The sequence below is a fragment of the Streptomyces polygonati genome (assembly GCF_042650325.1).
Taxonomy (GTDB): domain Bacteria; phylum Actinomycetota; class Actinomycetes; order Streptomycetales; family Streptomycetaceae; genus Actinacidiphila; species Actinacidiphila polygonati.
In genome coordinates, this window is the sequence record NZ_JBHSBB010000005.1 from 205483 (window position 1) to 228045 (window position 22563).

The window sequence follows — 22563 nt, forward strand, 5'->3', positions numbered from 1 at the left end:
GATTCAGTTGCCGACGCCGACCTGCGCGAGGTCCAGGCGACCGCCCTGACCGTCGCTCAGGAACACGTTGGTCAGCCGCGGGTTGACGTAGACCAGCGACCTGTCGAAGTTGATCGGCAGGTAGAGGGCCTTGTCCATGACCAGCTGGTTGATCTGCTTGTAGTCGGCGGCGGCCTCCGCGGGCGTCGCCGCCGCGGCACCCTTGTCGAACAGGCCGTTGATCTCCGGGTCGTTGATCAGCGAGAAGTTGTTGTTTCCGCTGGGCAGGATGTAACGGCCGTCGACCAGGGCCTGCAGGAAGCCGGAACCGGTGTTGAAGTCCGGGCCCCAGCCCATGACGATGATGCCGTAGCCCTTCTTCTTCACGTTCGTCGGCGAACCGATGACGGAGGAGGACTGGCTGCCGTCGTACTGGTCGATGCTGGCCTTGATGCCGACCTTGGCCAGCGCGGCCTGCAGCGACTGCGCCGTGGCGACCTCGGCGGCCTTGTTGTTGCGCACCGCGATGGTGGTGGAGAAGCCGTTCGGCTGACCGCAGGCGGCGAGCGCCGCCTTGGCCTTGTCCACCTGCGGCTGACCGGCCGCCAGACCGTACGGGTCGAAGGTCTTGTCCGAGCCGGCGATGCCGGGCGGCAGCATGTTGGTGCCGATGTCACCGCTGGTCGGGCCGCCGCGGGCGGTCTGCAGGGACTTCGGGTCGGCCGCGTAGATGACCGCCTTGCGGCAGTTGACGTTGTCGAACGGCTTCACCGAGGTCGGGAAGGCGAAGTAGCGGATGTAGCCGGTGTACGGGTCGTCCGCGTTGGCCTTCAGCTTCGGGTTGCTCAGGATCTTGATCTTGGCGGCCTGCTGGACGCCGGTGCCCGAGATGTCGTAGTCGATGTCACCGGACAGCAGACGCGAGTCCATGTCGTCCGGGTTGGAGGTCACGGTGAAGGTGACCTTGTCCGGCAGCCCGGTGCGGATCGGGTCCGTCTTCGGGTCCCAGGCCGTGTTGCGGACGAAGACCGCGCCCTTGCCCGGCGTGAAGGACTGCACCTTGTACGGGCCGGTGGCCACCGGGTGGTTGGTGTACTTCGCGCCCGTGTCCAGCTTGGCCGGCACCGGGGAGCTGTCGGGCATCGCCAGCAGGTAGGGGAAGTCCGAGTTGGGCGCCTTGAGGTTGAACACGATGGTGCTGTCGTCCGGGGTGAGCACGGACTTCAGGCCCAGCTTGTTCGGGTCGGTGTCCTTGTACGGGCCCGGGTACTTCTGGCCCTCGTCCAGCAGGTTGATGAGGTAGACCGGTCCGCCGGACAGCACGTCCTGGGCGAAGACCCGCTCGATGCCGTACTTGACGTCCTTGGACGTGATCGCGCTGCCGTCCTCGAACTTGGTGCCGGGGCGCAGGTGGAAGGTGTACGTCTTGCCGCCGTTGGTGACCGTGGGCATCGCCGCGGCCAGGTCGGGCACGATGTTGTTGCCCGCGGGGCCCGGCTTGGAGTCGTAGGCGAGCAGCTGGCGGACGTACAGCCGCTGCATGTCCCAGACGAACCCGTAGTAGGCGCGCGCGGGGTCGAGGAAGTCGACGTCCTGCGGCGACCAGAGGTTGAGGGTGCCGCCCTTCTTGGCCGACGCGTTGAGAACCTTGTCGGTGGTGGCGGCGTTGTAACCAAGGCTCTTGGACTTGCCGTCGCTGCCGCCGGAGCCCCCTCCGCCGCACGCCGCCGTGAGCGCCAGGCCCGCGACCGCGGCCAGGGCTCCGAGTGCTTTACCCTTGCGGTTCACTGTGCTGCAACCTCCGTGTTGGGTGTCCGGGCCCCCGATGGTGGGACCACGTCGTTCGTATCGCTGTTCGGTAACGCTGCTGGACATGAGCACTGCTGGACATGGTGACGAGGTCCGGCCGGCCGTTCGGCCGGGACCTGCGGAGGGGTCAGGACCCCTTCGGGTCGAGCGCGTCGCGCAGCCCGTCGCCGAACAGGTTGAAGGCCAGCACGGTGATGAAGATCGCCAGACCGGGGGCGACCATGTAGGTCGGGTCCGCCTGGTAGGTGGAGACGGCGTCGGAGAGCATCTTGCCCCAGGACGGGGTGGGCGGCTTGACGCCGGCGCCCAGGAAGCTGAGGGCCGCTTCCTGGAGGATGTTCGAGGGGATGATCAGGGTCGTGTAGACCAGGATCGGGGCGGCCAGGTTCGGCAGCAGCTCGCGGATCAGGATGTAGCCCCGGCCGGCGCCCAGGCTGCGGGCCGCGTCGACGAACTCCCGCTCGCGCAGCGAGATCGTCTGACCGCGCACGATCCGGCCGATGTACGGCCAGCCGAAGAAGCCGATGACCACGATGAGGACGCCCATCCGCACCCCGGAGCCGGTCAGGCCCCACAGCTTGTCCGGCACCACGGAGACCAGCGCGATGGTGAACAGCAGCTGCGGGAAAGCCAGCAGAAGGTCCATCACCCGGCTGATGGCGGCGTCGATCCAGCCGCCGAGGAAGCCGGCCAGCGCGCCGAGCAGACTGCCCAGCACCACCGAGACCATCGCGGCGAGGAAGGCGACCAGCAGCGAGATCCGGGAGCCGTAGACGATCCGGCTGAAGACGTCACGCCCGTTCACCGGCTCCACGCCGAGCAGGAAGTGCTGATTCATACCGCCGAACGAGCCCTTGGGCGTGCCCAGATCGGGATCGAGCAGATTCTCGTGGAACTCGTTCGGGTCATGACCCAGGAAATGTACGATAATTGGTGCGAAAACCGCCATTAGCACCAGGAGTATGACGACCAGACCGCCCGTCAGCGCGATCTTGTCGCGCTTGAGTCGTGTCCAGGCGATGCGACCGGGTGAACGTCCCTCGATCTTCCGCCCGGCACCCTGGAGGATGGCTTCGGCCTGTGCCTCCGCCGGTCCAGGAGTGGTCCCAATCGGTGCGGTCATGGTGCAGCTGACCCCTCTCGCCGGCGGGTGACCGGCGCGCGCCTGCCGCTGTAGCGGCTTTCTGATCCGAACCGCGTTGACAGCTCAATGAAACGTCAAAGCGCCTTCTGCCGGTGGATTCTTCTGTGCCCCGGTGATCACCCGCCAGACCTGACAGGGAAGGGATGCGCAACTGTGATCTGGAGATTCATCGACCGTTACCGACGCGTACCTCGCGGTACGGTCGTCCGGTGAACGAGCGGCTGCGCGCGGTGTACGACCTGATCATGCCTCAGGCCCGGGAAATGGCGGGCCTGCACGAATACGACGGCAAGGTCCAGGATCTGTCCCCGGACGGGGTGCGCCGGGCGGTGGCGGAGGTGGCCAGGGCCCGCCGCGCCGCCGGCCGGCTGGACGACGGGCACGACGAGGCGCACCTGCGGGTCTTCGAGAAGTCGCTGCGCACGCAGTACGGCGACCTCGAACTGCACCGGCGCGACCCGTATCCGCATCTGTCCAACCTGGAACTGGCGTGCTACGACCGGGAGTACGCGCCGCGCAAGGAGCGGGCCAAGGCGCGCCGCAGGCATCTGGCCCGCTGGCCGGAGGCGATCGACGCGTCGCTGGCCTCGCTGGACCGGGTGAACGCCCCGGTGGCGGCGGCGCTGCTCGGCTCGGTACGCGGACTGGCCGCCGACCTCCACCCGGAGCAGGGCCAGGTCGAGGCGGCCGCGCTGGCCGCGCACGCCCGGCTGCTGGCCCGCCTGGAGGACGCCGCCGAGCACGGCGACCCCGACCCCCGGCTCGGCGGCAAGGCGCTGGCCGCGCTGATGGGCACCCAGGAGGGCCTGCGGGTCGACCTGGAGACACTGGCGGAGGACGCCGCCAGGGAACGCGACCGGCTGACCGACCTGCTCACCGAGTCCTGTCGCGCCCTCGACCCGGGCCGGACGGTCGACGAGCTGATCCCCGAGCTGCTCGCCGACCACCCGGACGCGGACGGCGTGATCCCGGAGGCGGCCCGGCTCACCGAGGAGGTGATCGCCTTCACCCGCGAGCACGGGCTGGCGCCCTACATCGACGGGGACTGCCTGGTCGGTCCGGCGCCGCCCTCGCGCCGCTGGTCGATGGCGATGATGTCCTGGGAGGCGCCCGGCGAGGCCGACGCGCCCTCCTGGTACCACGTCACCCCGCCGGAGCCGGACTGGCCGGCCGCCGAGCGCGAGGAGTGGCTGACCGTCTTCAGCCGGACCAGCCTGCCGTCGATCACCGTGCACGAGGTCGCCCCCGGCCACTTCGCGCACGGCCGGGCGCTGCGCCGCGCCCGCGGCCCGGTCCGCCGCACCCTGCACAGCCTGTCCTTCTCCGAGGGCTGGGCCCACTACGTCGAAGAGGTCTGCCTCGAAGAGGGCTTCCGGGCCGGCGACCCGCGCTTCGCCATCGGGGTGGCGCTGGAGGCCCTGGTCCGGGTCACCCGGCTCACCTGCGCGATCGGCCTGCACACCGGCGCGATGAATCTTGAGGAGGCCACCCGGCTGTTCATGCGCGACGCCCATCTGGCCAGGGCCAGCGCGGCCAGCGAGGCCCGCCGCGGCACCTTCGACGCGGGCTACGGCCGCTACACCTGGGGCAAGCTGGAGATCATGCGGCTGCGGGCCAGGGCGCGGCGCAAGTGGGGCGACGACTTCTCGCTGCCGCGCTTCCACAAGTCGCTGCTGGCGCTGGGCAGTCCGCCGCTGGGGCTGCTGGAGCACATCTTCAGCCGGGACAAGTAGCCTGCCGGGTCCGGCTGGTGGCGCCCGTGGCGTTCACGGCGCTCGCGTGCCCCCGGTCAGTACCGCCCGGGGCCCCACGCGGCGCCGCCGCCGTAGGCCTCGCGGTCGAAGAAGGGCTGGCCGTTGGCGCGCATCCACATGCCCACCGGGTCGTACGCGTCGGCCATCGCCACCGTGGAGACCGCCAGTCCGTCCGGGACGCCGGTCAGCGCCTGCTGCATCATCAGCCGGACGGATTCGACCGCCTGCGGCGAGGAGTCGTAGACCTCGACGCCGACCGCGAGATAGGGCTCGCCCAGGGCCGGCTGGACCCAGGCGCGCCGCAGCGCCCGCACCACCGGGGTGCGGTGGGCGACTTGGGCCAGCAGGGCGTAGAACTGCGGGATCTGCAAGGTGGGTTCGCTGATCTGCAGCGGGCCGGCCGGCAGCAGGTCCAGGCCGACCGCGATCCGTCTCAGGTCCGGCCAGGGGACGCCGACACCGCCGTCGGCCGCGTGCGGATTGAGCCACAGGCCGCAGCGGTCGGGGTAGAGGGTGAGCGCGATGTCCCGCCCGGAGACCACCTCGTGCTCGCGGGACCAGCCGCTGAGGGCCAGTTCGCGCGGCGAGGTGCAGCAGGGCGCGTAGCCGTGGCCGCCGATCTCCATGCTGCCGTACTGGGCGTCGGGCGCGCCGGACGAGCCGTGCCACAGCAGCATCCACACCTGGCCGCCGGCGAGCGATCCGAGCAGCTTCTCGTAAGCGTCGAACCGGCCGGGGGCCACTTGGAGCAGCATCTGCTCCACATGTCCGGCCGGCGCCGCGCCGCCTTGCGCGCCCGCGATCACGTGGGACCGCCCCTTCCCCTGGTTCGGTGTTCCGTTCATCCGGTCGTCGGTCGTTCCACTGTCGGTTTCCTACGGCGCGCGCCGCCGCGCCGCACGCCCTGTATTCCATCAAATCAGGTCGAGTGTTCCCGCCGGCACGCTGACCGACTCAAGCCGGGCCGTCTAAATGCGGCGTATACACGGCGTATACGTAGTCGACCAGCGACCGTGCGCGACTCCCGGGCGGCGGGTCAGTCGCGGGCGAAGAACGGCCGTACCGCCTCCAGCATCCAGTCGCCCACCGGGTCCTGGGCCACGTCCAGCAGGATGAGCTGCACCTGCCACGGGAGCGGGACCGCGCCCAGCGCCCGGCCGAGGGCGTCCATCGCCGCGCCCCGGTCCGGCTCCTGCCAGCGGTCCAGCTCCACCCCGACGAACAGCTGCGGCGCGGCCTCCTCCACCGAGGCCAGCGCCCGGCGGGCGGTGAGCAGCACCGGGGTGACCGCGAACTCGGCGGCGGCCGCGGCCAGGAAGTCCACCGGCTCTTCGTGGGGGGCCGGTTCCCACAGCCGCACCCGGGCGCCCGAGCGCGGCTCGCCGGGGCCGCCGCGCTCCGGACGGCACAGCTCGGCCACCGCGGCCGGCGGCAGCGGCACCCCGACGGCGCCGCCGGGATTCACCGCGATCCCGACCAGCGGGGGCAGCCCGCGGGCGAACTCGTGCACCGGCGCGACCGTGCACGGCATGCCCTCGGCGGCCTGCCGGAACTGCTGCTCGGAGCTGAAGACCGGCACATAGGGGGAGCCGTCCAGCTCCATGGTCGGCAGGTCGAAGCCGGGTACGTCCGGGTGACCGCCGTTCGGCAGCGGCACCCACACCTTGGAGCGGCTCAGCACTTCCAGCAGCCGGGGCGTGGCCGAGGGGTTGCCCAGGCTCGCGGTGAGCACCTCTTCCAGCTCGTTGGCCGGCCATATGTACGGTGCCGGATTCTCCATGTCCACCCTTGTCCGCCCATGTGCCGCTGTCCTGCGATGTGCCAGTGTCCCGCTGCCCGGAAACCCTAGCGGCTGCCGGGGTCCCGGGCATGCCACGCGCGGCCGTGCAATGATGGGCCGCACAACTTGCATACCGGCCGTTCGAGGCCGCGCGGGAGAGTTCCGCCCCGGTGGGGCGGGCGCCGAAGGAGCAAGTCCTCCCTTGAATCTCTCAGGCACAGATACCGCGCGGGCGAGGCAGATCTGAAAAGTGGACGGGCCCCGCCGCACAGCGGTGGGACGGGGCCGGTCCCACCCACGGTGCAAGCCGTGGCTCCGCGCGGGTCACGGTGAACCTCTCAGGTTCCGATGACAGATGGGGAGGCCAGGTTCACCGCTTGGCCATGCCACCCTCGATCCGTCTGGGAGCCCTTTTCCGATGAGCGTTCCGATCAGCGAACCCCGCGAGCCCCAAGAGCCGCACGCCCCGCGCCGCACCGCGCTGGACGCCGTGCACCGCGGCCTGGGCGCCACCATGACCGATTTCGCGGGCTGGGACATGCCGCTGCGCTACGCCAGCGAGCGCGAGGAGCACCGGGCGGTACGCACCCGGGCCGGGCTGTTCGACCTGTCGCACATGGGCGAGATCACCGTGACCGGGCCGCAGGCCGGCCAGGCGCTCGACCACGCGCTGGTCGGCCATCTGTCGGCGCTGGCGGTGGGCCGGGCCCGCTACACCATGATCTGCGCGCCCGACGGCGGCATCCTGGACGACCTGATCGTCTACCGGCTGGCCGAGCGGGAGTACCTGATCGTCGCCAACGCCTCCAACGCGCAGACCGTGCTGGACGCGGTGACCGAGCGCGCGGCCGGTTTCGAGGCGTCGGTCCGCGACGACCGGGACGCGTACGCGCTGCTGGCCGTCCAGGGTCCGCAGGCGCCCGGCATCCTGAAGTCGCTCACCGACGCCGACCTGGACGGGCTGAAGTACTACGCCGGACTGCCCGGCACGGTCGCCGGGGTGGACGCGCTGATCGCGCGGACCGGCTACACCGGCGAGGACGGCTTCGAGCTGTTCGTGGCGCCGGCCGACGCCGAGCCGCTGTGGCGGGCGCTGACCGAGGCGGGGGCGGCGGCCGGCCTCGTACCGTGCGGGCTGTCCTGCCGGGACACGCTGCGGCTGGAGGCCGGGATGCCGCTGTACGGGCACGAGCTGACCGCGGCGGTCACCCCGTTCGACGCCGGGCTCGGCCGAGTGGTGAAGTTCGATAAGCCCGGTGGTTTCGTCGGCCGGGACGCGCTGGCCGCCGCCGCCGAGAAGGCCGCCGCCACACCGCCGCGCACACTGGTCGGGCTGATCGCCGAGGGCCGCCGGGTGCCGCGGGCCGGCTTCCCGGTGACGGACGGCGCGGGCGCGGTGATCGGCGAGGTGACCTCCGGGGCGCCCTCGCCCACGCTCGGGGCGCCGATCGCGATGGCCTACGTGGACGCGTCGCACGCGGCGCCCGGTACGGCCGGGGTGGCGGTGGACATCCGCGGGGTGCGGGAGCCGCACCGGGTCGTGGCGCTGCCCTTCTACCGGCGGGAGCGCTGAGCCCGCCGCTTGTGGCGCCGGGGCGGCTTGTCCGCCTTGGCCCCCTTGGCCCCCTTGTTCGCGTTGTCCGTGTTGTTCGCGCTGCCCCGCGCGTCCCGGCTCCGCGTACCTTCCGATCATCTGCCGACCACCTGCCGACCGTCCGCCGAATCGCCGCGTGCCCTGCGCGAGCACCCCGACCCATCCGGGAGAATTCCGTCATGAGCATCAATCCTGAGCAGCTGCGTTACAGCAAAGAGCACGAGTGGGTCTCCGCCCCCGCCGACGGGGTGTCCACCGTGGGGATCACCTCGCACGCCGCCGACGCCCTCGGCGACGTGGTGTTCGTCCAGCTCCCCGACGTCGGCGCCACCGTCACCGCCGGCGAGAGCTGCGGCGAGCTGGAGTCCACCAAGTCGGTCAGCGACCTGTACTCGCCGGTCTCCGGCGAGGTCACCGAGACCAACCAGGACGCGGTGGACGACCCGTCCCTGGTCAACTCCGCTCCGTACGAGGGCGGCTGGCTGTTCAAGGTGCGGGTGTCCGGGGAGGCGGACGATCTGCTGTCCGCCGACGAGTACGCCGCGTTCGCCGCCGGCTGAGCCGACCCCGCCTCCGCTCCCGATCAGGAGTTCCCATGTCCCTGCTGAACCAGTCCCTGCACGAGTTCGACCCCGACGTCGCCGCCGCGATCGACGCCGAGCTGCACCGCCAGCAGTCCACCCTGGAGATGATCGCCTCGGAGAACTTCGCTCCGGTGGCGGTCCTCGAGGCCCAGGGCTCGGTGCTGACCAACAAATACGCCGAGGGCTACCCCGGCCGCCGCTACTACGGCGGCTGCGAGCACGTCGACGTGGTCGAGCAGCTCGCCATCGACCGGGTGAAGGCGCTGTTCGGCGCCGAGGCCGCGAACGTGCAGCCGCACTCGGGCGCGCAGGCGAACGCGGCGGCGATGTTCGCCCTGATCAAGCCCGGTGACACCATCCTGGGCCTGGATCTGGCGCACGGCGGCCATCTGACCCACGGTATGAAGATCAACTTCTCCGGCAAGCTGTACAAGGTCGCCGCCTACCACGTGGACGACGAGAGCGGCCTGGTCGACATGGCCGAGGTCGAGCAGCTCGCCAAGGAGCACCGGCCGCAGCTGATCATCGCCGGCTGGTCGGCGTACTCGCGGCAGCTGGACTTCGCCGCGTTCCGGCGGATCGCCGACGAGGTGGGCGCCTATCTGATGGTGGACATGGCCCACTTCGCCGGGCTGGTCGCGGCCGGGCTGCACCCCTCGCCCGTGCCGTACGCGGATGTGGTCACCACCACGACGCACAAGACCCTCGGCGGCCCGCGCGGCGGGGTGATCCTGTCCACCGCCGAACTGGCGAAGAAGATCAACTCCGCGGTCTTCCCCGGCCAGCAGGGCGGTCCGCTGGAGCATGTCATCGCGGCCAAGGCGGTGGCCTTCAAGGCCGCGGCGACCGACGAGTTCAAGGACCGCCAGGTCCGTACCCTCGAAGGCGCGAAGATCCTCGCCGGGCGGCTGACCCGGCCCGATCTGGCCGCGGAGGGCGTGGCGGTGCTGTCCGGCGGCACCGATGTCCACCTGGTGCTGGTCGACCTCCGCAAATCGGAGCTGGACGGCCGGCAGGCCGAGGACCGTCTCCACGAGGTCGGCATCACCGTCAACCGCAACGCCATCCCGAACGACCCCCGGCCCCCGATGGTCACCTCGGGCCTGCGGATCGGCACCCCGGCGCTGGCCACCCGCGGCTTCGAGGCGGAGGACTTCCACGAGGTCGCCGACATCATCGCCGAGACGCTGAAGCCGGCCTACGACGCGACGGCGCTGCGCGAACGGGTCGCCACGCTGGCCGCGAAGCACCCGCTGTACCCGGGCCTTCCCGGCTCGGGGCTGTGAGCGGCAGCTTCGGCCCCGCGAGGGTCTGAGGCCGCCGATCGGCTACGTTCGAAGCGGGCGGGGCACCGCGATCCGGTGCCCCCGCCCGCCGGCCGCGCCCCGGCGCCGCCACCTCACCATCTCGCCACCTCGCCACCACCCGGCCACTACCCCGGCACCACCCCCAGGGGGGCACCCTCCCCCGAGAAAAGGACACCCCGTGGCCATCTCCGTCTTCGACCTCTTCTCGATCGGCATCGGCCCGTCCAGCTCGCACACCGTCGGCCCGATGCGGGCGGCCGGCATCTTCGCGCACCGCCTGAAGAACGAGGGACTGCTCAGCCACACCGCCGCCGTGCGCGCGGAACTCTTCGGCTCGCTCGGCGCGACCGGCCACGGCCACGGCACCCCGAAGGCCGTGCTGCTCGGCCTGTCCGGCCACTCCCCGCGCACGGTCGACGTGGAGACCGCCGACGACGAGGTGGCCGCGGTCCGCGCCGCCAACCGGCTGCATCTGCTCGGCGCCCACGAGATCGCCTTCGACCCGGACACCGATCTCGTCCTGCACCGGCGCCGCTCGCTGCCGTACCACGCCAACGGCATGACCTTCTCCGCGTTCGACGCGGACGGCGGGACGCTGCTGGCGAAGACGTACTACTCGGTCGGCGGCGGCTTCGTGGTGGACGAGGAGGCGGTCGGCCAGGACCGGATCAAGCTGGACGACACGGTGCTGCGGCACCCCTTCCGCAGCGGCGACCAACTGCTGCGGCTGGCCCGCGAGACGGGCCTGTCCATCTCCGCGCTGATGCTGGAGAACGAGAAGGCCTGGCGTACGGAGGAGGCCGTCAGGGCCGGGCTGCTGGAGATCTGGCAGGTGATGCGGGACTGCGTCCAGCGGGGCATGGCCCGCGAGGGCATCCTCCCCGGCGGCCTCAAGGTCCGCCGCCGCGCGGCCCAGTCGGCCCGCCAGCTGCGCGCCGAGGGCGACCCCGCGGTGCACGCCATGGAGTGGGTGACCCTCTACGCCATGGCCGTCAACGAGGAGAACGCGGCCGGCGGCCGGGTCGTCACCGCCCCCACCAACGGCGCGGCCGGCATCATCCCGGCCGTCCTCCACTACTACCTCGACTTCGTCGCCGACCCCCGGATGCCCCAGGCCGACCAGGACGACGCCGTGGTCCGCTACCTCCTGGCGGCCGGCGCCATCGGCATGCTCTTCAAGGAGAACGCCTCCATCTCCGGCGCCGAGGTCGGCTGCCAGGGCGAGGTCGGCTCCGCCTGCTCCATGGCCGCCGGCGGCCTGGCCGAGATCCTGGGCGGCACCCCCGAACAGGTCGAGAACGCCGCCGAGATCGGCATGGAACACAACCTCGGCCTCACCTGCGACCCCGTCGGCGGCCTCGTCCAGATCCCCTGCATCGAACGCAACGGCATGGCCGCCGTCAAAGCCGTCACCGCCGCCCGCATGGCCATGCGCGGCGACGGCCGCCACCATGTCTCCCTCGACAAGGTCATCAAGACGATGAAGGAGACCGGCGCCGACATGAAGGTCAAATACAAGGAGACGGCCCGGGGCGGGCTCGCGGTGAACGTCATCGAGTGCTGACGCGGTAGGCCCTGACCTGGGGTTTCCCGTCTTTCCGCTCTGTCGGAGCCTTCCGTGCTTGTACGGCGGAATGTCCCCCGGAAGTCCCTCCGACAGAGCGGAAAGTCCCTGAAAAGTCCCTGGCACGCACGACGAAGTTCGTCGCCCAATGGCCTCCCGAGCTTGCTGGAGGGAGATCACGACGGGATTGCGGAGCGGCCGTAGGAGGTGCTGGCCGGCACGTCGAAACCAGTTCCAGTCTGTCCGCACCTATCCTGGACCGAACCCGAGACCAACGCTTTACAAGACCGAGAGTGATCGTGTTGCGTGGTGCCGCACCTTGCTGGCTGGTGACGTTCTGCCTGATCAGAACAGGTGCAGCAGGTTGAGTTGTATCGCCCCGTGCTGCACCGTCCAAAGGCGTCTGTCCACCGGCGAGGCTCTGAGCGCAACGCCTGGCGGCTCACCGCAGGCCTACTAGCCTGGCAGTATTCGCCTCGGAAGCCCGCAACGAGGCCGTTGTCGAAACTGGACAACACTCCTCTCAGAAGGTCTTGCCGAGCATACCGGCAGGCCGCCCAGAATCTCGGCCATAGCCGACTTTCAGCCCCACCGCCGGAGTGGTTCTCCCCGCGCGAGCGGGGGTGGTCCGACCCGGAGCCGGCCGAGCATGCGGCAGTCCCGGTTCTCCCCGCGCGAGAGGGGGTGATCCGCCGTACTGCTTCTGGGCCAAGGGTCGACGCCAGTTCTGCCCGCGCGAGCGGGGGTGGTCCGCACGAGGCCCGCGCCAACGCCGTTCCTTGATGTGAGCGGTGTGTCTCTGGGTTCTGTGGAGGGTGAGGGGTCGGCGGTGGTCAGTCGGGGTCGGGGGGTGGGTTGGTGGGTGTGGTCGCAGGTGGGTTTGGTGGGTCTTCGTCCTGGGGGCGGAAGGCGACGAGGGTGAGGCCGTCGAAGTCGATGGGGATACGGCGGCGTTCTCCGGCGGTGTGGAGGGTGAAGCCCTGTTCGTTGGCTTCGGGGTGGAGGAGTACGGCTGCGCCGGGGCCGATGGAGGCGCTGACGACGGACCAGAGTTCGTCGCGGACGCGGGCTGAGAGGGTGCCGACATACAGGCCGGGGGCGGGTTCGATCATCCAGCGGGTGAGTGCGCCGCGGACGTGGTCGGGCACGGCTGTGGTGGCGAGCACGGTCATGGTCGGCACGCGCGTTCGCTCTTCCTCGTGGGGCCGGACGCTGTGGCGGGGGCGCTCGGGTCAGGTCCCATCGGGCTGCTCCTGGGGGGGCGTAGTTGACGCCTGCCAGTACGGAACCGGCTACGGGGTCCCAGAGGTCGACCATGTCGACGGCGTGACCGTCGGCGGTGGGTTCGGTTTCGCCGGGAGCCAGGAGGGTCTGGACGTCGGCGACGATGCGGGGCAGGAGTTTATACAGGCGCAGCTGAGTGCGGAAGCTGCGGCGGGCGGCGGCTTCGGGGTCGGGGGTGTCGTGCAGGGAGAAGGCGAGGGGGACGGTGAGTTCTGCTTTGTAGAGGTCGGCGATGTCGTAGACGAAGGCGAGTTGGGTGCCCTGGTGGACGAAGCCGAGGGCAGGTGAGCAGCCGAGGGCGACGAGGGCTGCGTGAACGATTCCGTACAGGCAGGTGCTGGCGGAGGACAGGGCGAGGTTGACGGGGTCCTGGGTGTCCCAGGAGTCGGGGTCGTAGGCGCGGCGGAAGCGGCCGATGCGGTGCTGCTGGGCGAGGAGTTTGTACAGGGCTTTCATGCGCTGGCCCTCCATGCCGCGCAGTTGTTCCAGGGTGGTGGCTGCCGGGACGGTGATGTTGAAACGGGAGGTGTACATCTGGCGGGCGACGGCGAGGCGGCGTTCGGGGTCGCTCCACTGGTGGACCTGGTGTTCGAGCCAGCGGGTGGTCAGAGAGGCGGGGACGGTGCCGGAGTAGCAGCGCACGCCGCCGGAGCCGGTGGCAACCACGGTGGTGCCGTGGCGGGCGAAGGTGGCCAGGGCAGGCTGCGTGATGGAGGTGCCGGGGCCGAGCAGGACGCAGCTGAGTGAGGCGGTGGGCAGGTAGACGCGGGTGATGTCGCCGTCGTCGCTGGTGGTCTCGGCGCAGACTCCGGTGTCGTCCTGGACGATGCGGACGATGTCGGCATAGAGGAAGGACAGGGAGTCGCCGACACGGGGGAGCATGGCCAGGGTGGGCGAGGCGACTCGGCGCCGGGCGGAGGTCGGGGTGTGGGCGGGGCGGGCGGGAGACACGGGCGCGTCACACTCCCTGGGACGCGGGGGCCAGGCTGAGCAGTCCGCAGCCGTAGGACTTGCTGCGGCCGATGCCGCTCAGGAGCGCTGAGCGCAGGGCGTCGGGGTCGGTGACGGCGGCGGTTCCTTCGAAGAGGGTCACGGCCCGGTCGATGCGCCGTCCCGGCCGGCTCGCGGCGGGTGCGGCAGCGCCCGGGGCGGTGGGCGCCTCGGGTGAGGGGGCGGGGGTGTGCCAGGTGGTGGCGGTCTCAGTGGAGCGGGACAGCAGGGTGCGCGGGGCGAGGCCGGCGGCGGTGGCGCGGTCGGTCCACCACTGGTCGGCGTCGGGCCCGCGCAGGGGGATGGCCTGTTTCCAGTGGCCGGCGGTGCTGTTGGGGCCACAGCGGCGTACGGCGTTGGCGGCGATCCGGTAGCGGACCAGGAGTCCCGGGCGCAGGGCGGTGAGCAGGGCGTCCATGGAGCGGACGTCGACGCGGGCGTAGCCATCGGGGAGCCGGTCTGCCGAGGGGGGCAGGCGGGTCTGGACGAGGAGGACGGGGGCGCCCGCGCTGTCGGCTTCCAGGCGGAAGAGGACTCCAGCGCGGGAGCGGGGAGAGTCACCGAGGCCGTCGGGGAGCAGTTTCATGACGGTGCGGTGCAGTTCGGCGAGGTTGCGCAGGTCGCGGTGGACGGCGCGGCTGCGGACGTTGAGCAGCAGCCGGGTGAGCCATGCTTCGCCGGCCGCGGGGCCGGCAGTTGCTGGCGGTCTCGGGGCGGTTGCTGTCCCGGTGCCGGTGTCGGTGATGGTGGCGGTCACGGCGTGGCTCCTTGTGGGTGGAGGTAGGTGGCGACGGCGTCCAGGTAGGCGGTGCCGTAGCCGGCGCAGAGTTCTACCGGCAGCGGGAAGGTGGCGCTGTGGGCGGGGCGTGCGCGGTATACGCGGTCGCGGGCGGTCAGGCGGACGGGCTCGTCGTTCAGTTCGGTCACCACGCCCGACGACGGCCGGTGAGCAGGGCGAGCGGTGTCATGGGTATCGGGTGGGAAGGGCTGGTCCGCGGTGAAGCGGATGTCCACGGTGGCGCCTTCTGCTGCGCCGTACAGGGGGCGTCGGGCCAGTGGGACCCGGCGCAGTTCTGCCGCCGGATCGGCCAGATCACGACCCAGCAACAGCAGTGCGCCGGGCGGGCAGGAGCGCCGGCCGAGGTGGAGCGGCCAGCGGGGCGCGGCAACGGCGTCGGCGCAGCGCCGGGCCAGGGAGGCGTCGGTGAAGTCGGCCGCGACGGTGAACGCGGCGTCGCTGAGGTAGTGGCGGGTGGAGACGATGGTCGCGGCGTCCGCACCACGGCGGGCGCCCTTAGCCGTGGGAACGGTCAGGTGCTGCGGGTAGCCGCCGCCGACGGTGTGGAAGTCGCCCATGACCGTGCCGGGACGGTCCACGCGCACGGTGAAGAGGGCCTGGGTCAGCCGGGCGAACAGCGCTTCGCGGTCCTCCCCGTCGGCGACGGCCTCGGCGCGGGGGATGCCCAGCGCACTGGCGAGCAGGCCGATCAGTCCCGAACGCGTGGGATGGCTGGCGGTGTCGCGGTGGGTGAAGGCGCTGTGCTCCCCCCAGGACTGCAGGGGCGCGGCAAGGTGAAGGAGGAACCCGGTCACGTGGTGGCCGCCTTTACCGCGGGGAAGGCGGCGTCGACCGCGCCGGCGATGAGTTCGGGGTAGGAGCTGGCCACCGAGCCCAGCCCGGGCAGGGGCTTCTCGTCGAGGCCGGCGTGGGCTGCGTAGGGGAGTTCGATGGTGCCCAGCAGCTTGTTGATCCGGGCTGCGTACTCGCTCAGCGCCTGCCGCGAGGGCAGGCCCCAGCCGTGCTCGCGGGCCCTGACCGGCTCTTCGAAGGCCGCGGCCAGCGACAGCGGCCGGTCCGGCCGTACCGCGACATGGACCAGATCCGGATGGGTGTGCGGCGCGGTGGATGTCTTCTTCGCACCGGGAACCGTGCCGAGGAAAGCAGTTGCGAAGGCCGTGGCCAGCTCCCGCAGCGTGCCAATGTCCCGCGAGGTTCCCGGGTCGGTCCCCTGCGGGCCGGTCAGGGAGGCGACGTTGGAGGCCAGGTCGCGCAGGTCCAACGTGGCGTAGCGGTAGAACACGCCGGTGCTGAACTCGCCGGTGTTCATGTGGGCGCTGCCGGCGTCCTCGGCCCACTGGTTGACGTCGTCCACGGCGGTGAAGAAGTCCGCCTGTACGGAGGTGGCGTGGGTGGTGAACGCGTGGGCCACCTGTACCGCGCCGTCCACGCCCGCGCCGGGGATCTCCGCGAGCATCCGGCCGAACAGCGCGATCGACCCGTTACGCGAGCGCAGCACTTCATGGACCGCGTCCTTGGGCAGCAGTGGTTTCGCCGCGGCGGCCTTGCCCAGGGCCTTGGCCAGCGCCTCGCGGTGCTCCTCGGCGATGTCGGCGAGGGCCACTGCGGCACTGTCGGGAAGGAACAGCAGCGAGGCGGTGGTGCGCTCGCCCTTCTCCAGAGCGAGCTTGGTCTCCGCCGAGCGGATGACCTGAGCGCCGGCCAGCGTCGCCAGATCCTCCGGCCAGCCCCGCCCCACCAGCTCCCGGAAGACCTGCTCGGGCAGCCGCCGGGTGCGCAGCGCCTTGTCACCGATGGCCTCCTCCACCGCCAGGCGCACCGGGCGCTTCCACGCCTGGCTGGAGACCCGGGTACGGGTGGTGCCTCCGAAGGTCAGCGACTTGGGCGAACCGAGGTCATCGCGGTTGACGTTGCTGTATGGCAGGGTCTGCAGGACATGCAAGTCCAAGAAGCGGGGTGCCGGGGTGGCGGCGGGTGCGGTGGGCATCGCGGAGATCTTTCTGACGGGAACGGGAAAGGGGCATTGGTGCCGGCGTGCCCTGGGTCACCGGTGTGTGGTGAACACGGGCGGGGGCACGGGGCCTGGGACCAGGGCGGCACGGAAGAACTCCGGCCGGCTCGTTGATGGCGGGGTGCTACGTGCTTGGGGCTGCGGGGCGCTGCTCGACTGCCGCTTCCTGGCGGCGCAGCGACCGGTAGAACGCCTGGAGCCAGCGGGTCGTGACGGTGTCCCGCCGGTAATGCCAGGCGGTGAGGTCGCGCAGCAGGCAGGCGTAGTCCGGGGTGACGCCGGACGAGCCCAGCCACCGGAACACGCCGGGCAGCATCCGGTGGACGCCGTCCAGGTCCTGGCGCACCAGCAGGTGCAGCCGTGATTCAGCCGCACCCGACTTGAGGTCGTCGGGACTGCGGCGGCCGACAGCGTCCGCGAAACTCTCGCCGAGGCTGGTGCCGCGTGGGTGGAACGCCGAACCGGCCGCGTCCACAGCAGGTCCCGGTGCGGCCCCCGGAGTGTCTGCCTCCGCGCCGGACTCCGGAGCGTGCGGGGTCTCGGCAATGCGCTGGGCCCGGGGGCGGGCGGCAATCAGCGCGGCGACCGCGTAGTACGCCCGTTCCTTGTCCGGATAGCCTGGCTGGTCGGGGTTTTCGTGGATCAGCCCCGGCCGCAGCAGGGCCGCGTGCATACGGGCCGGAACCTCGGTCACCGGCTTGCCCAGCCCGGCCCGCAGCGCGGACTGCACCCCGGCCGACTCCTGGCACAGTTTGCGTACGCGGTCGGCGAACTCGTCGTACCTGACTAGCTCGAAATCCCGGGGAGGGGGCTGCTGTCCGGTGAGGGTTCCTTCGGTCGGCTTAGCGGCCTGGGGATCGGCCTGGGCACTGGTCGGGGAGTGGGTCGTCACGCTCATCGGATCCGCCGTCGGTGTGGTGGTGGGGATGCTTTGGCCGGGTGCATACACAGGTGACCGCCGCCGGACTGCTCGGCTGTACAGCCTCGGGCCTGCCGGCCACCCGGAGTTCAGGGGCAGTCGGGGACGCGCAGCAGGCTTCTCACCAGGCCTCGGGCCTCCTCACGGGCCTTGGACCCGCGCGGGGTCGCGGCGATCGGCGCGGTCGCCGCGTCGTACTCCTGCAACGCGATCCGCCCGAACGCCTGGATGCTGCCGGTGAAGTCGCCTTCGGCCAGCGACTGCCAGAACTGCTGCTCGGCAGCAGGCCAGTACGCGGCAGCCGCGAGCGCCGGCCAGGGTCCGCCGCGCTTGCGCCGGTCCTTGGCAGTACCACCGGGACGTTCCTTTTCGAACGGGGTGGTATAGGCACGCCACGCCGTCTGCAACGCGTACTCCAGCCGGCCGGCCGCCTTCTCCGCCGCGTCGCGGCCCTCCTGGAGCCCGTTCCTGAGCGCGTGGTCCGCCGGGTCGTCCGAAGGCCGGAGCAAGGCGAACAGCGGCGGCGTGGAACCGGTGAAGTACGTACGGTCGCGGGTCTGGCCGTCCTGGTCGAACCCCAGGGACTGCACCCGCACCGAGTCCTCCACATCCTGCGGCAGATCACTCGTCAGGTCGCTCAGCACGTAGGGCCGATGCCCGGAGTTTCCACGGCTCTCGGTGACCAGCGCATCCAGGTCCCGCCACAGCGCCCGGTCCGCGTCGGCTTCTCGGGGCCGCTTGACGAGGTCCTTGCCCTCGTCCCAGAGCAGGTACGGGTCCTCGTGTGGGGGCCGGTTGACGCGCAGCGCCCAGGTGATGTGGGCGTCTACCACGCTGCGGCCCCCGGCTGCGGGAGTGAGAAGGACCGCGTGCCGGTACTGCTCGGTCAGGGCCGACAGCGGCCCCGCCGGAGCCGCCGGCACCGCGAGCGGGTCGGGCAGTTCATCACGCTCCCACGGGCACGCGTCCGCTGCGGCGCCCCGTTCCCCCGTCCAGCGGTTCGGATACGGAAGCCCCAGCAGCAGTGTCTCGAACAGCGAGCGGCCCACCGGATGGTAGGAGAGCACCTTTCGCAGCGGACCTGCGTAGGCGTTACCGAACCGCTGGCCGTTCACGGTCCGCGGTGTGCACTGGCCGGAAGGCCCGTAGTAGAGCTGCGCCAGCAGGTGCAGCACCGCATCGGCCGGCGGTAGTGGCACCTGCTCACTATCAGTGAAATGCCCGAAGAAGACCTGGTTGTTACCCGCGGGGCGGGCCATGACCAGCTTGTTCACACCTGAACCCGTCGGACACTCGCCGAGCAGCCTCGGGTCCTGCATCCAGGGCCGCTCGACGTCGAACAACCGGAACCGGTCGGAATAGCGGACGAAATACCCTTCCACCGTCTCCGGATCGAACCGCCCCTCACCGTCGAGCAGGTTGTACCGGCGATCCGACCACTCCCCGACGTCCTCCGCCTCGTCCAGACCTGTGATCCGCGCGGCGATCGCGTACAGCACCCTCAACAAACCGGAAGCAGCCGGCGGCAGCGCCACGGCGAGACCACCGATCCGGTGGGCCTCCAGGAACAGCTCCCGGAGGCCCACCGTGCGGAAACCGGGTCCATCGGCGCCGGGCATCGGCGAGACAGAAACAAACGGCTCAGTTAGGAGGTCGTAGAGGTCAGCGGCCGACGGGGCGGACTCGACCTGGACACAAGGAAGTTCGATGGACACGAGCGGGTCACTCCGGTTGTCGCATCAGGCGGGAAGGTGCATCGATGAGCTGCCGCATACTGTGGGTGGCATCTCCGCGAGAGCGGAGGTGGACCGATCCTGATGAGCGGGCCGGTCAGCCGCTGAGCCCACTCCTCGCGCGAGCGGGGCGCTACGGGTCCCCCCGACTGGATGCCAGGTGGACCCGTAGCGGGGTGGCCGGCCTAGCCACCGATACAACGTTAGCGCCGACTCGGCCGCGTCGTCGGCAAGTTGGGCAGTTTTGCCAAAGATCCTCATGGGTGTGCCTCGACCTGATAGAGCAGCTTCTCAGGCGAGCCGTTCTCTCACGAGTCCCAGTTCGTGGTGCAGGGTCAGCCGCTGCTTGCCCAGCAGCGGCCCGACCGGGCCGTCCGGGCCGGTCGTGTGCGGCAGCAGCACGACTTCGGCAAGCTTGGTTTCGTTCTTCCATCCGGCCGGTGGTTCATGGGCGGTCGTGCAGGCCCGGCGCCATTCGCCGTGCGCCAACGGCACCACGTAGCCGAGAAGTTCGCGCACCAGAGCCCTGGAGAAGCGCCCGCCGGGGATGTCGCCGGCTTCCGGGAATCGGACGCGGTGGGCTTCGTCCAGCCAGCGCCGGTGCTCGGTGTCCTCGAACACGGGCAGGGTCAGGACGGTGTCCGCGCCGAGCCGTGTGGCGATGATGTCCTCGTCGGCGTCGCTGCTGGTGAGTTGGTCCAGTGAGCGGACGTCGCCCGGTTTCGGGATGGTCACCAGTTGTGCCAGTCCTTCGCGCGCCATCGTGTCGGTCAGGCGGTCGATGTCCTCCTTGAGCAGGAGTTCGGGAGTCTTGGACGCGAATTCGGCGTCGTAGACGCCATCGACGAGTTCCTGGACGTCGCCGGGCACTTCCACGGGCTTTCCCGCCCTGTCCGCGAGCAGTTCGAGGGTGCGGCGCAGCAGCGAGGGGGCGTAGACATCGCCCCACGACTTCGGGACGTCGAGCAGGCCGTCACCGCCGACCGGGACGAGTACCGCCAGCCGGGGGCCGAGGCTCCAGGCGGGTCGGTATGCACCGGTGGCCTGGTGCCGCCAGACCCGTCCCGCCCGTTGCAGCAGCAGGGCCATCGGCGCGAGGTCGGAGACGATCAGGTCGAAGTCCATGTCCAGGGACTGCTCGATCACCTGGGTGGCGACCAGGATCGTGCCGCGCGGCAGTGCGGGACGCCGCACGCCCTGCTTGCCGACCCGGCCGAACCACTTTTCGGCCTCCTCCGTGATGGCGCTCCGCCGCCGGCCCGGGAAACGTGCGTGCAACAAGCGCAGCCGGGGGCCTTCCGGCGACCCGACTGCTTCCCCGCCTCCCGGGCCGTCCGCCTGTTCGGCGTGCTCCACGCGGTCGTCCCAGCCCTGGTACTCCTGCCCGTACCTCCGGGTGAAGTGGTTGCGCAGGGCACCGAACGTCCGCTGGGCCTCGCCGACCGTCGTGCAGATCACGGCCACACAACCGCCGGCGTCCATGACCGGGGCCAGTTCCCGCAGCAAAGTGCCGAGCCGGCCATGCAGCACGGCCGGATCGTAGGTGTGGTCCACCGGCAGGACGTCGACGTCGAGCTGCGAGGGCCGGTTGGTATCGATCGGGCCGCTCGGCACCGTGACCGCGGCTGTCGCCGCGTCCGCGTACAGCCAGCCCGGATACGACGACGCCGGGAGCTCATACGAACCCGGCTTGCGCCCGGCACCCGTCAGATACGCCTCCACCAATGCGGTGGAGGTGCGCCCGGTTAGCGTCGCCGACAGCAGGACCACCGGAACGCGCATCGCACCGAGCCACACCAGCAGTCTCAACAACAACGCATGAGTGAACGCGTCGTACGCGTGCGCCTCATCGACCACCACCGTCTTGCCGGCCAGGCCCAGCTGACGCAACGCGTTGTGCCGCAGCGGAAGCACCGCCATGAGCCCCTGGTCCACGGTGCCCACAGACAGCGGAGCCAGCAGCCCCCGCCCGCGGGTCCGCAGCCACCGGCCCGCCGAGACCGACGCACCGCCGCTGGAGGCGTCGTGCTCGTCGCTCAACGTGCGCGGCTCCGACCCCGGCTCCGCATCAGGCGCGTACCGCTCGTTGAGATCAGCCGCGCCGTGCAGCAGCGTCAACGCCGCGTCCCCCAGCAGATTGGCTTCGCCGAACGCGGCTACCCGCCTGTAGAGCTGATCGGCCGTCGCCCTGGTCGGCAGCAGAAACGCCACCCCCGGGCACCGCGCCGCACGGCCCATCGCGGCAGCCGCCGCGAGCGCGATCTCGGTCTTGCCCTCCCCCGGCGGCGCCGTCACCAGCAGAACACCCGGACCGCCCTCGAACGCCCCCGCCTGTATCAGCTCCACATCAACACTGACCTGCAACGGATGCGGCCGCTCGATCTCCGGAAACCGCTCCCCGAAGCCCCGCACGGCGAACCCCGCACGACCCAGGCCGGCATCACCGAGCAGCCCCGGTGCCTCCATCGCCGCACGAGCCGCGTGCGCGCGCAGCGCGTCAATCGCCCCCAGCCCGCCGTCGGTGACAGCAGCGGCCTGCTGCCGCACCACGAAATCGTCCTGACTGGCCAGCCAGTCGGCCACCACCACCAGCCCCGCGATCACCACCGCCACCTGCACCGACAGCCCTGCGCCGACCGGAACCACCGCCGGGTGCCCCAGCACCTCCCTCAACGCCGCGACATGCTCCTGCCGCTGGACCTCCCACCCGCCGGCACCCAGTTCCGGAAGAGCCCGCAACGGATCGAACACCTCCCGAGCCTGCGGCAACTCCGGATACCGGCCGTGATGGCCACCCAGCAACTGAGCAACGCGCACCACCAGCCGCCCCGCCGGACGCCCCGTCCCCTCCGGATACCCCAACTCCGCCAGCAGCGACGGAAGCACACGCGCACTAGCCACCTGATGCCCCAGCGGCGTAGCTCCGCTGTCCCCCGCCACACGCCCCGAGAACGCCCCATCGGACAGCAGCGCAGCACACGACGCGTGCTTGAGCGCATCGCGCTGAAACTGGAACCGACGCTGGATCTTCCCCACATCATGCAGTCCGGCCCAGAAAGCCACCAACGACCGCGCCTCCCACGGCGCAACCCCTAACTCCCCCGCGACCAAGGCCTGCTGCGACTCCGCCAGGAACCCATCCCACAACGCCCCCGCCACCACACCCGTATCCACCAAATGCCCAATCAGCGGATACGGCTCCACAAGCCCCTGTTCCTTGCCCCACACCCGAACATCGACCATCTCTCCCCCTCCAGGCCGCCCTCGGCCAGACCCAGTGATTCCACCACCTGCCTCTGACACACTGACCTC

General features: G+C 70.9%; 16 protein-coding genes, 1 pseudogene and 1 riboswitch. Of the genes and pseudogenes, 5 read left to right on the plus strand and 12 right to left on the minus strand.

Annotated elements, in window-relative coordinates; translation table 11 throughout:
* Nucleotides 1-3 precede the first annotated feature (3 nt).
* Nucleotides 4-1767 carry an ABC transporter substrate-binding protein gene (locus ACFO3J_RS04470; protein WP_386426302.1) on the minus strand — a complete coding sequence of 588 codons (1764 nt, stop codon included), beginning with the start codon at nucleotides 1765-1767 and terminating at the stop codon, nucleotides 4-6.
* 148 nt (nucleotides 1768-1915) lie between these two features.
* Nucleotides 1916-2911, minus strand: a complete 996-nt coding sequence (locus tag ACFO3J_RS04475; protein WP_386426303.1) for an ABC transporter permease — start codon at nucleotides 2909-2911, stop codon at nucleotides 1916-1918.
* A 230-nt stretch (nucleotides 2912-3141) separates the two neighbouring features.
* Between ACFO3J_RS04475 and ACFO3J_RS04480 the strand changes: the two genes are divergently transcribed.
* Nucleotides 3142-4665, plus strand: a complete 1524-nt coding sequence (locus ACFO3J_RS04480; protein ID WP_386426305.1) for a DUF885 family protein — start codon at nucleotides 3142-3144, stop codon at nucleotides 4663-4665.
* A 56-nt stretch (nucleotides 4666-4721) separates the two neighbouring features.
* Here ACFO3J_RS04480 and ACFO3J_RS04485 read toward each other — a convergent pair whose 3' ends face one another.
* Nucleotides 4722-5531 carry an enhanced serine sensitivity protein SseB C-terminal domain-containing protein gene (locus ACFO3J_RS04485; RefSeq protein WP_386426307.1) on the minus strand — a complete coding sequence of 270 codons (810 nt, stop codon included), beginning with the start codon at nucleotides 5529-5531 and terminating at the stop codon, nucleotides 4722-4724.
* Between the two features lie 191 nt (nucleotides 5532-5722).
* Entirely contained in the window at nucleotides 5723-6466 is a 744-nt protein-coding gene (locus ACFO3J_RS04490; protein ID WP_386426309.1) for an enhanced serine sensitivity protein SseB, read from the minus strand.
* A gap of 142 nt (nucleotides 6467-6608) precedes the next feature.
* A riboswitch (glycine riboswitch) is annotated at nucleotides 6609-6703 on the plus strand.
* A 181-nt stretch (nucleotides 6704-6884) separates the two neighbouring features.
* Between ACFO3J_RS04490 and gcvT the strand changes: the two genes are divergently transcribed.
* The 4 genes from gcvT to ACFO3J_RS04510 all read left to right on the plus strand — a co-directional run bounded on the left by gcvT (nucleotide 6885) and on the right by ACFO3J_RS04510 (nucleotide 11515).
* Entirely contained in the window at nucleotides 6885-8039 is a 1155-nt protein-coding gene (gcvT, locus tag ACFO3J_RS04495; protein WP_386426310.1) for a glycine cleavage system aminomethyltransferase GcvT, read from the plus strand.
* A 200-nt stretch (nucleotides 8040-8239) separates the two neighbouring features.
* Entirely contained in the window at nucleotides 8240-8620 is a 381-nt protein-coding gene (gcvH, locus tag ACFO3J_RS04500; protein WP_386426312.1) for a glycine cleavage system protein GcvH, read from the plus strand.
* A 35-nt stretch (nucleotides 8621-8655) separates the two neighbouring features.
* Complete coding sequence (gene glyA / locus ACFO3J_RS04505) at nucleotides 8656-9930, plus strand: serine hydroxymethyltransferase (protein WP_386426313.1); 1275 nt, start codon at nucleotides 8656-8658, stop codon at nucleotides 9928-9930.
* Between the two features lie 199 nt (nucleotides 9931-10129).
* The gene (locus ACFO3J_RS04510; RefSeq protein ID WP_386426315.1) at nucleotides 10130-11515 is read left to right on the plus strand and encodes an L-serine ammonia-lyase; all 1386 of its coding nucleotides are present in this window, start codon (nucleotides 10130-10132) and stop codon (nucleotides 11513-11515) included.
* 833 nt (nucleotides 11516-12348) lie between these two features.
* Here the strand turns inward: ACFO3J_RS04510 and cas2e are convergent.
* From cas2e to ACFO3J_RS04550, 8 genes and pseudogenes are all read right to left on the minus strand, one after another.
* Nucleotides 12349-12696: a type I-E CRISPR-associated endoribonuclease Cas2e gene (cas2e, locus tag ACFO3J_RS04515; RefSeq protein WP_386426317.1), complete on the minus strand. Its 348-nt coding sequence runs from the start codon at nucleotides 12694-12696 to the stop codon at nucleotides 12349-12351.
* Nucleotides 12697-12775: 79 nt separating this feature from the next.
* Nucleotides 12776-13681 (minus strand): annotated as a pseudogene (gene cas1e, locus ACFO3J_RS04520) (type I-E CRISPR-associated endonuclease Cas1e); the annotation flags it as partial.
* A 76-nt stretch (nucleotides 13682-13757) separates the two neighbouring features.
* Entirely contained in the window at nucleotides 13758-14546 is a 789-nt protein-coding gene (locus tag ACFO3J_RS04525; RefSeq protein WP_386426319.1) for a type I-E CRISPR-associated protein Cas6/Cse3/CasE, read from the minus strand.
* Entirely contained in the window at nucleotides 14543-15382 is an 840-nt protein-coding gene (cas5e, locus tag ACFO3J_RS04530; protein ID WP_386426320.1) for a type I-E CRISPR-associated protein Cas5/CasD, read from the minus strand. Before cas5e ends, ACFO3J_RS04525 begins: the two co-directional genes overlap by 4 nt.
* The gene (gene cas7e, locus ACFO3J_RS04535) at nucleotides 15379-16575 is read right to left on the minus strand and encodes a type I-E CRISPR-associated protein Cas7/Cse4/CasC (RefSeq protein ID WP_386426321.1); all 1197 of its coding nucleotides are present in this window, start codon (nucleotides 16573-16575) and stop codon (nucleotides 15379-15381) included. The genes cas5e and cas7e overlap by 4 nt, the downstream gene beginning before the upstream one ends.
* A 148-nt stretch (nucleotides 16576-16723) precedes the next feature.
* Nucleotides 16724-17497 carry a type I-E CRISPR-associated protein Cse2/CasB gene (gene casB / locus ACFO3J_RS04540; protein ID WP_386426323.1) on the minus strand — a complete coding sequence of 258 codons (774 nt, stop codon included), beginning with the start codon at nucleotides 17495-17497 and terminating at the stop codon, nucleotides 16724-16726.
* A gap of 110 nt (nucleotides 17498-17607) precedes the next feature.
* Complete coding sequence (gene casA, locus ACFO3J_RS04545; RefSeq protein WP_386426325.1) at nucleotides 17608-19233, minus strand: type I-E CRISPR-associated protein Cse1/CasA; 1626 nt, start codon at nucleotides 19231-19233, stop codon at nucleotides 17608-17610.
* 309 nt (nucleotides 19234-19542) lie between these two features.
* Nucleotides 19543-22494 carry a CRISPR-associated endonuclease Cas3'' gene (locus ACFO3J_RS04550; RefSeq protein WP_386426327.1) on the minus strand — a complete coding sequence of 984 codons (2952 nt, stop codon included), beginning with the start codon at nucleotides 22492-22494 and terminating at the stop codon, nucleotides 19543-19545.
* Between the last annotated feature and the right edge of the window lie 69 nt (nucleotides 22495-22563).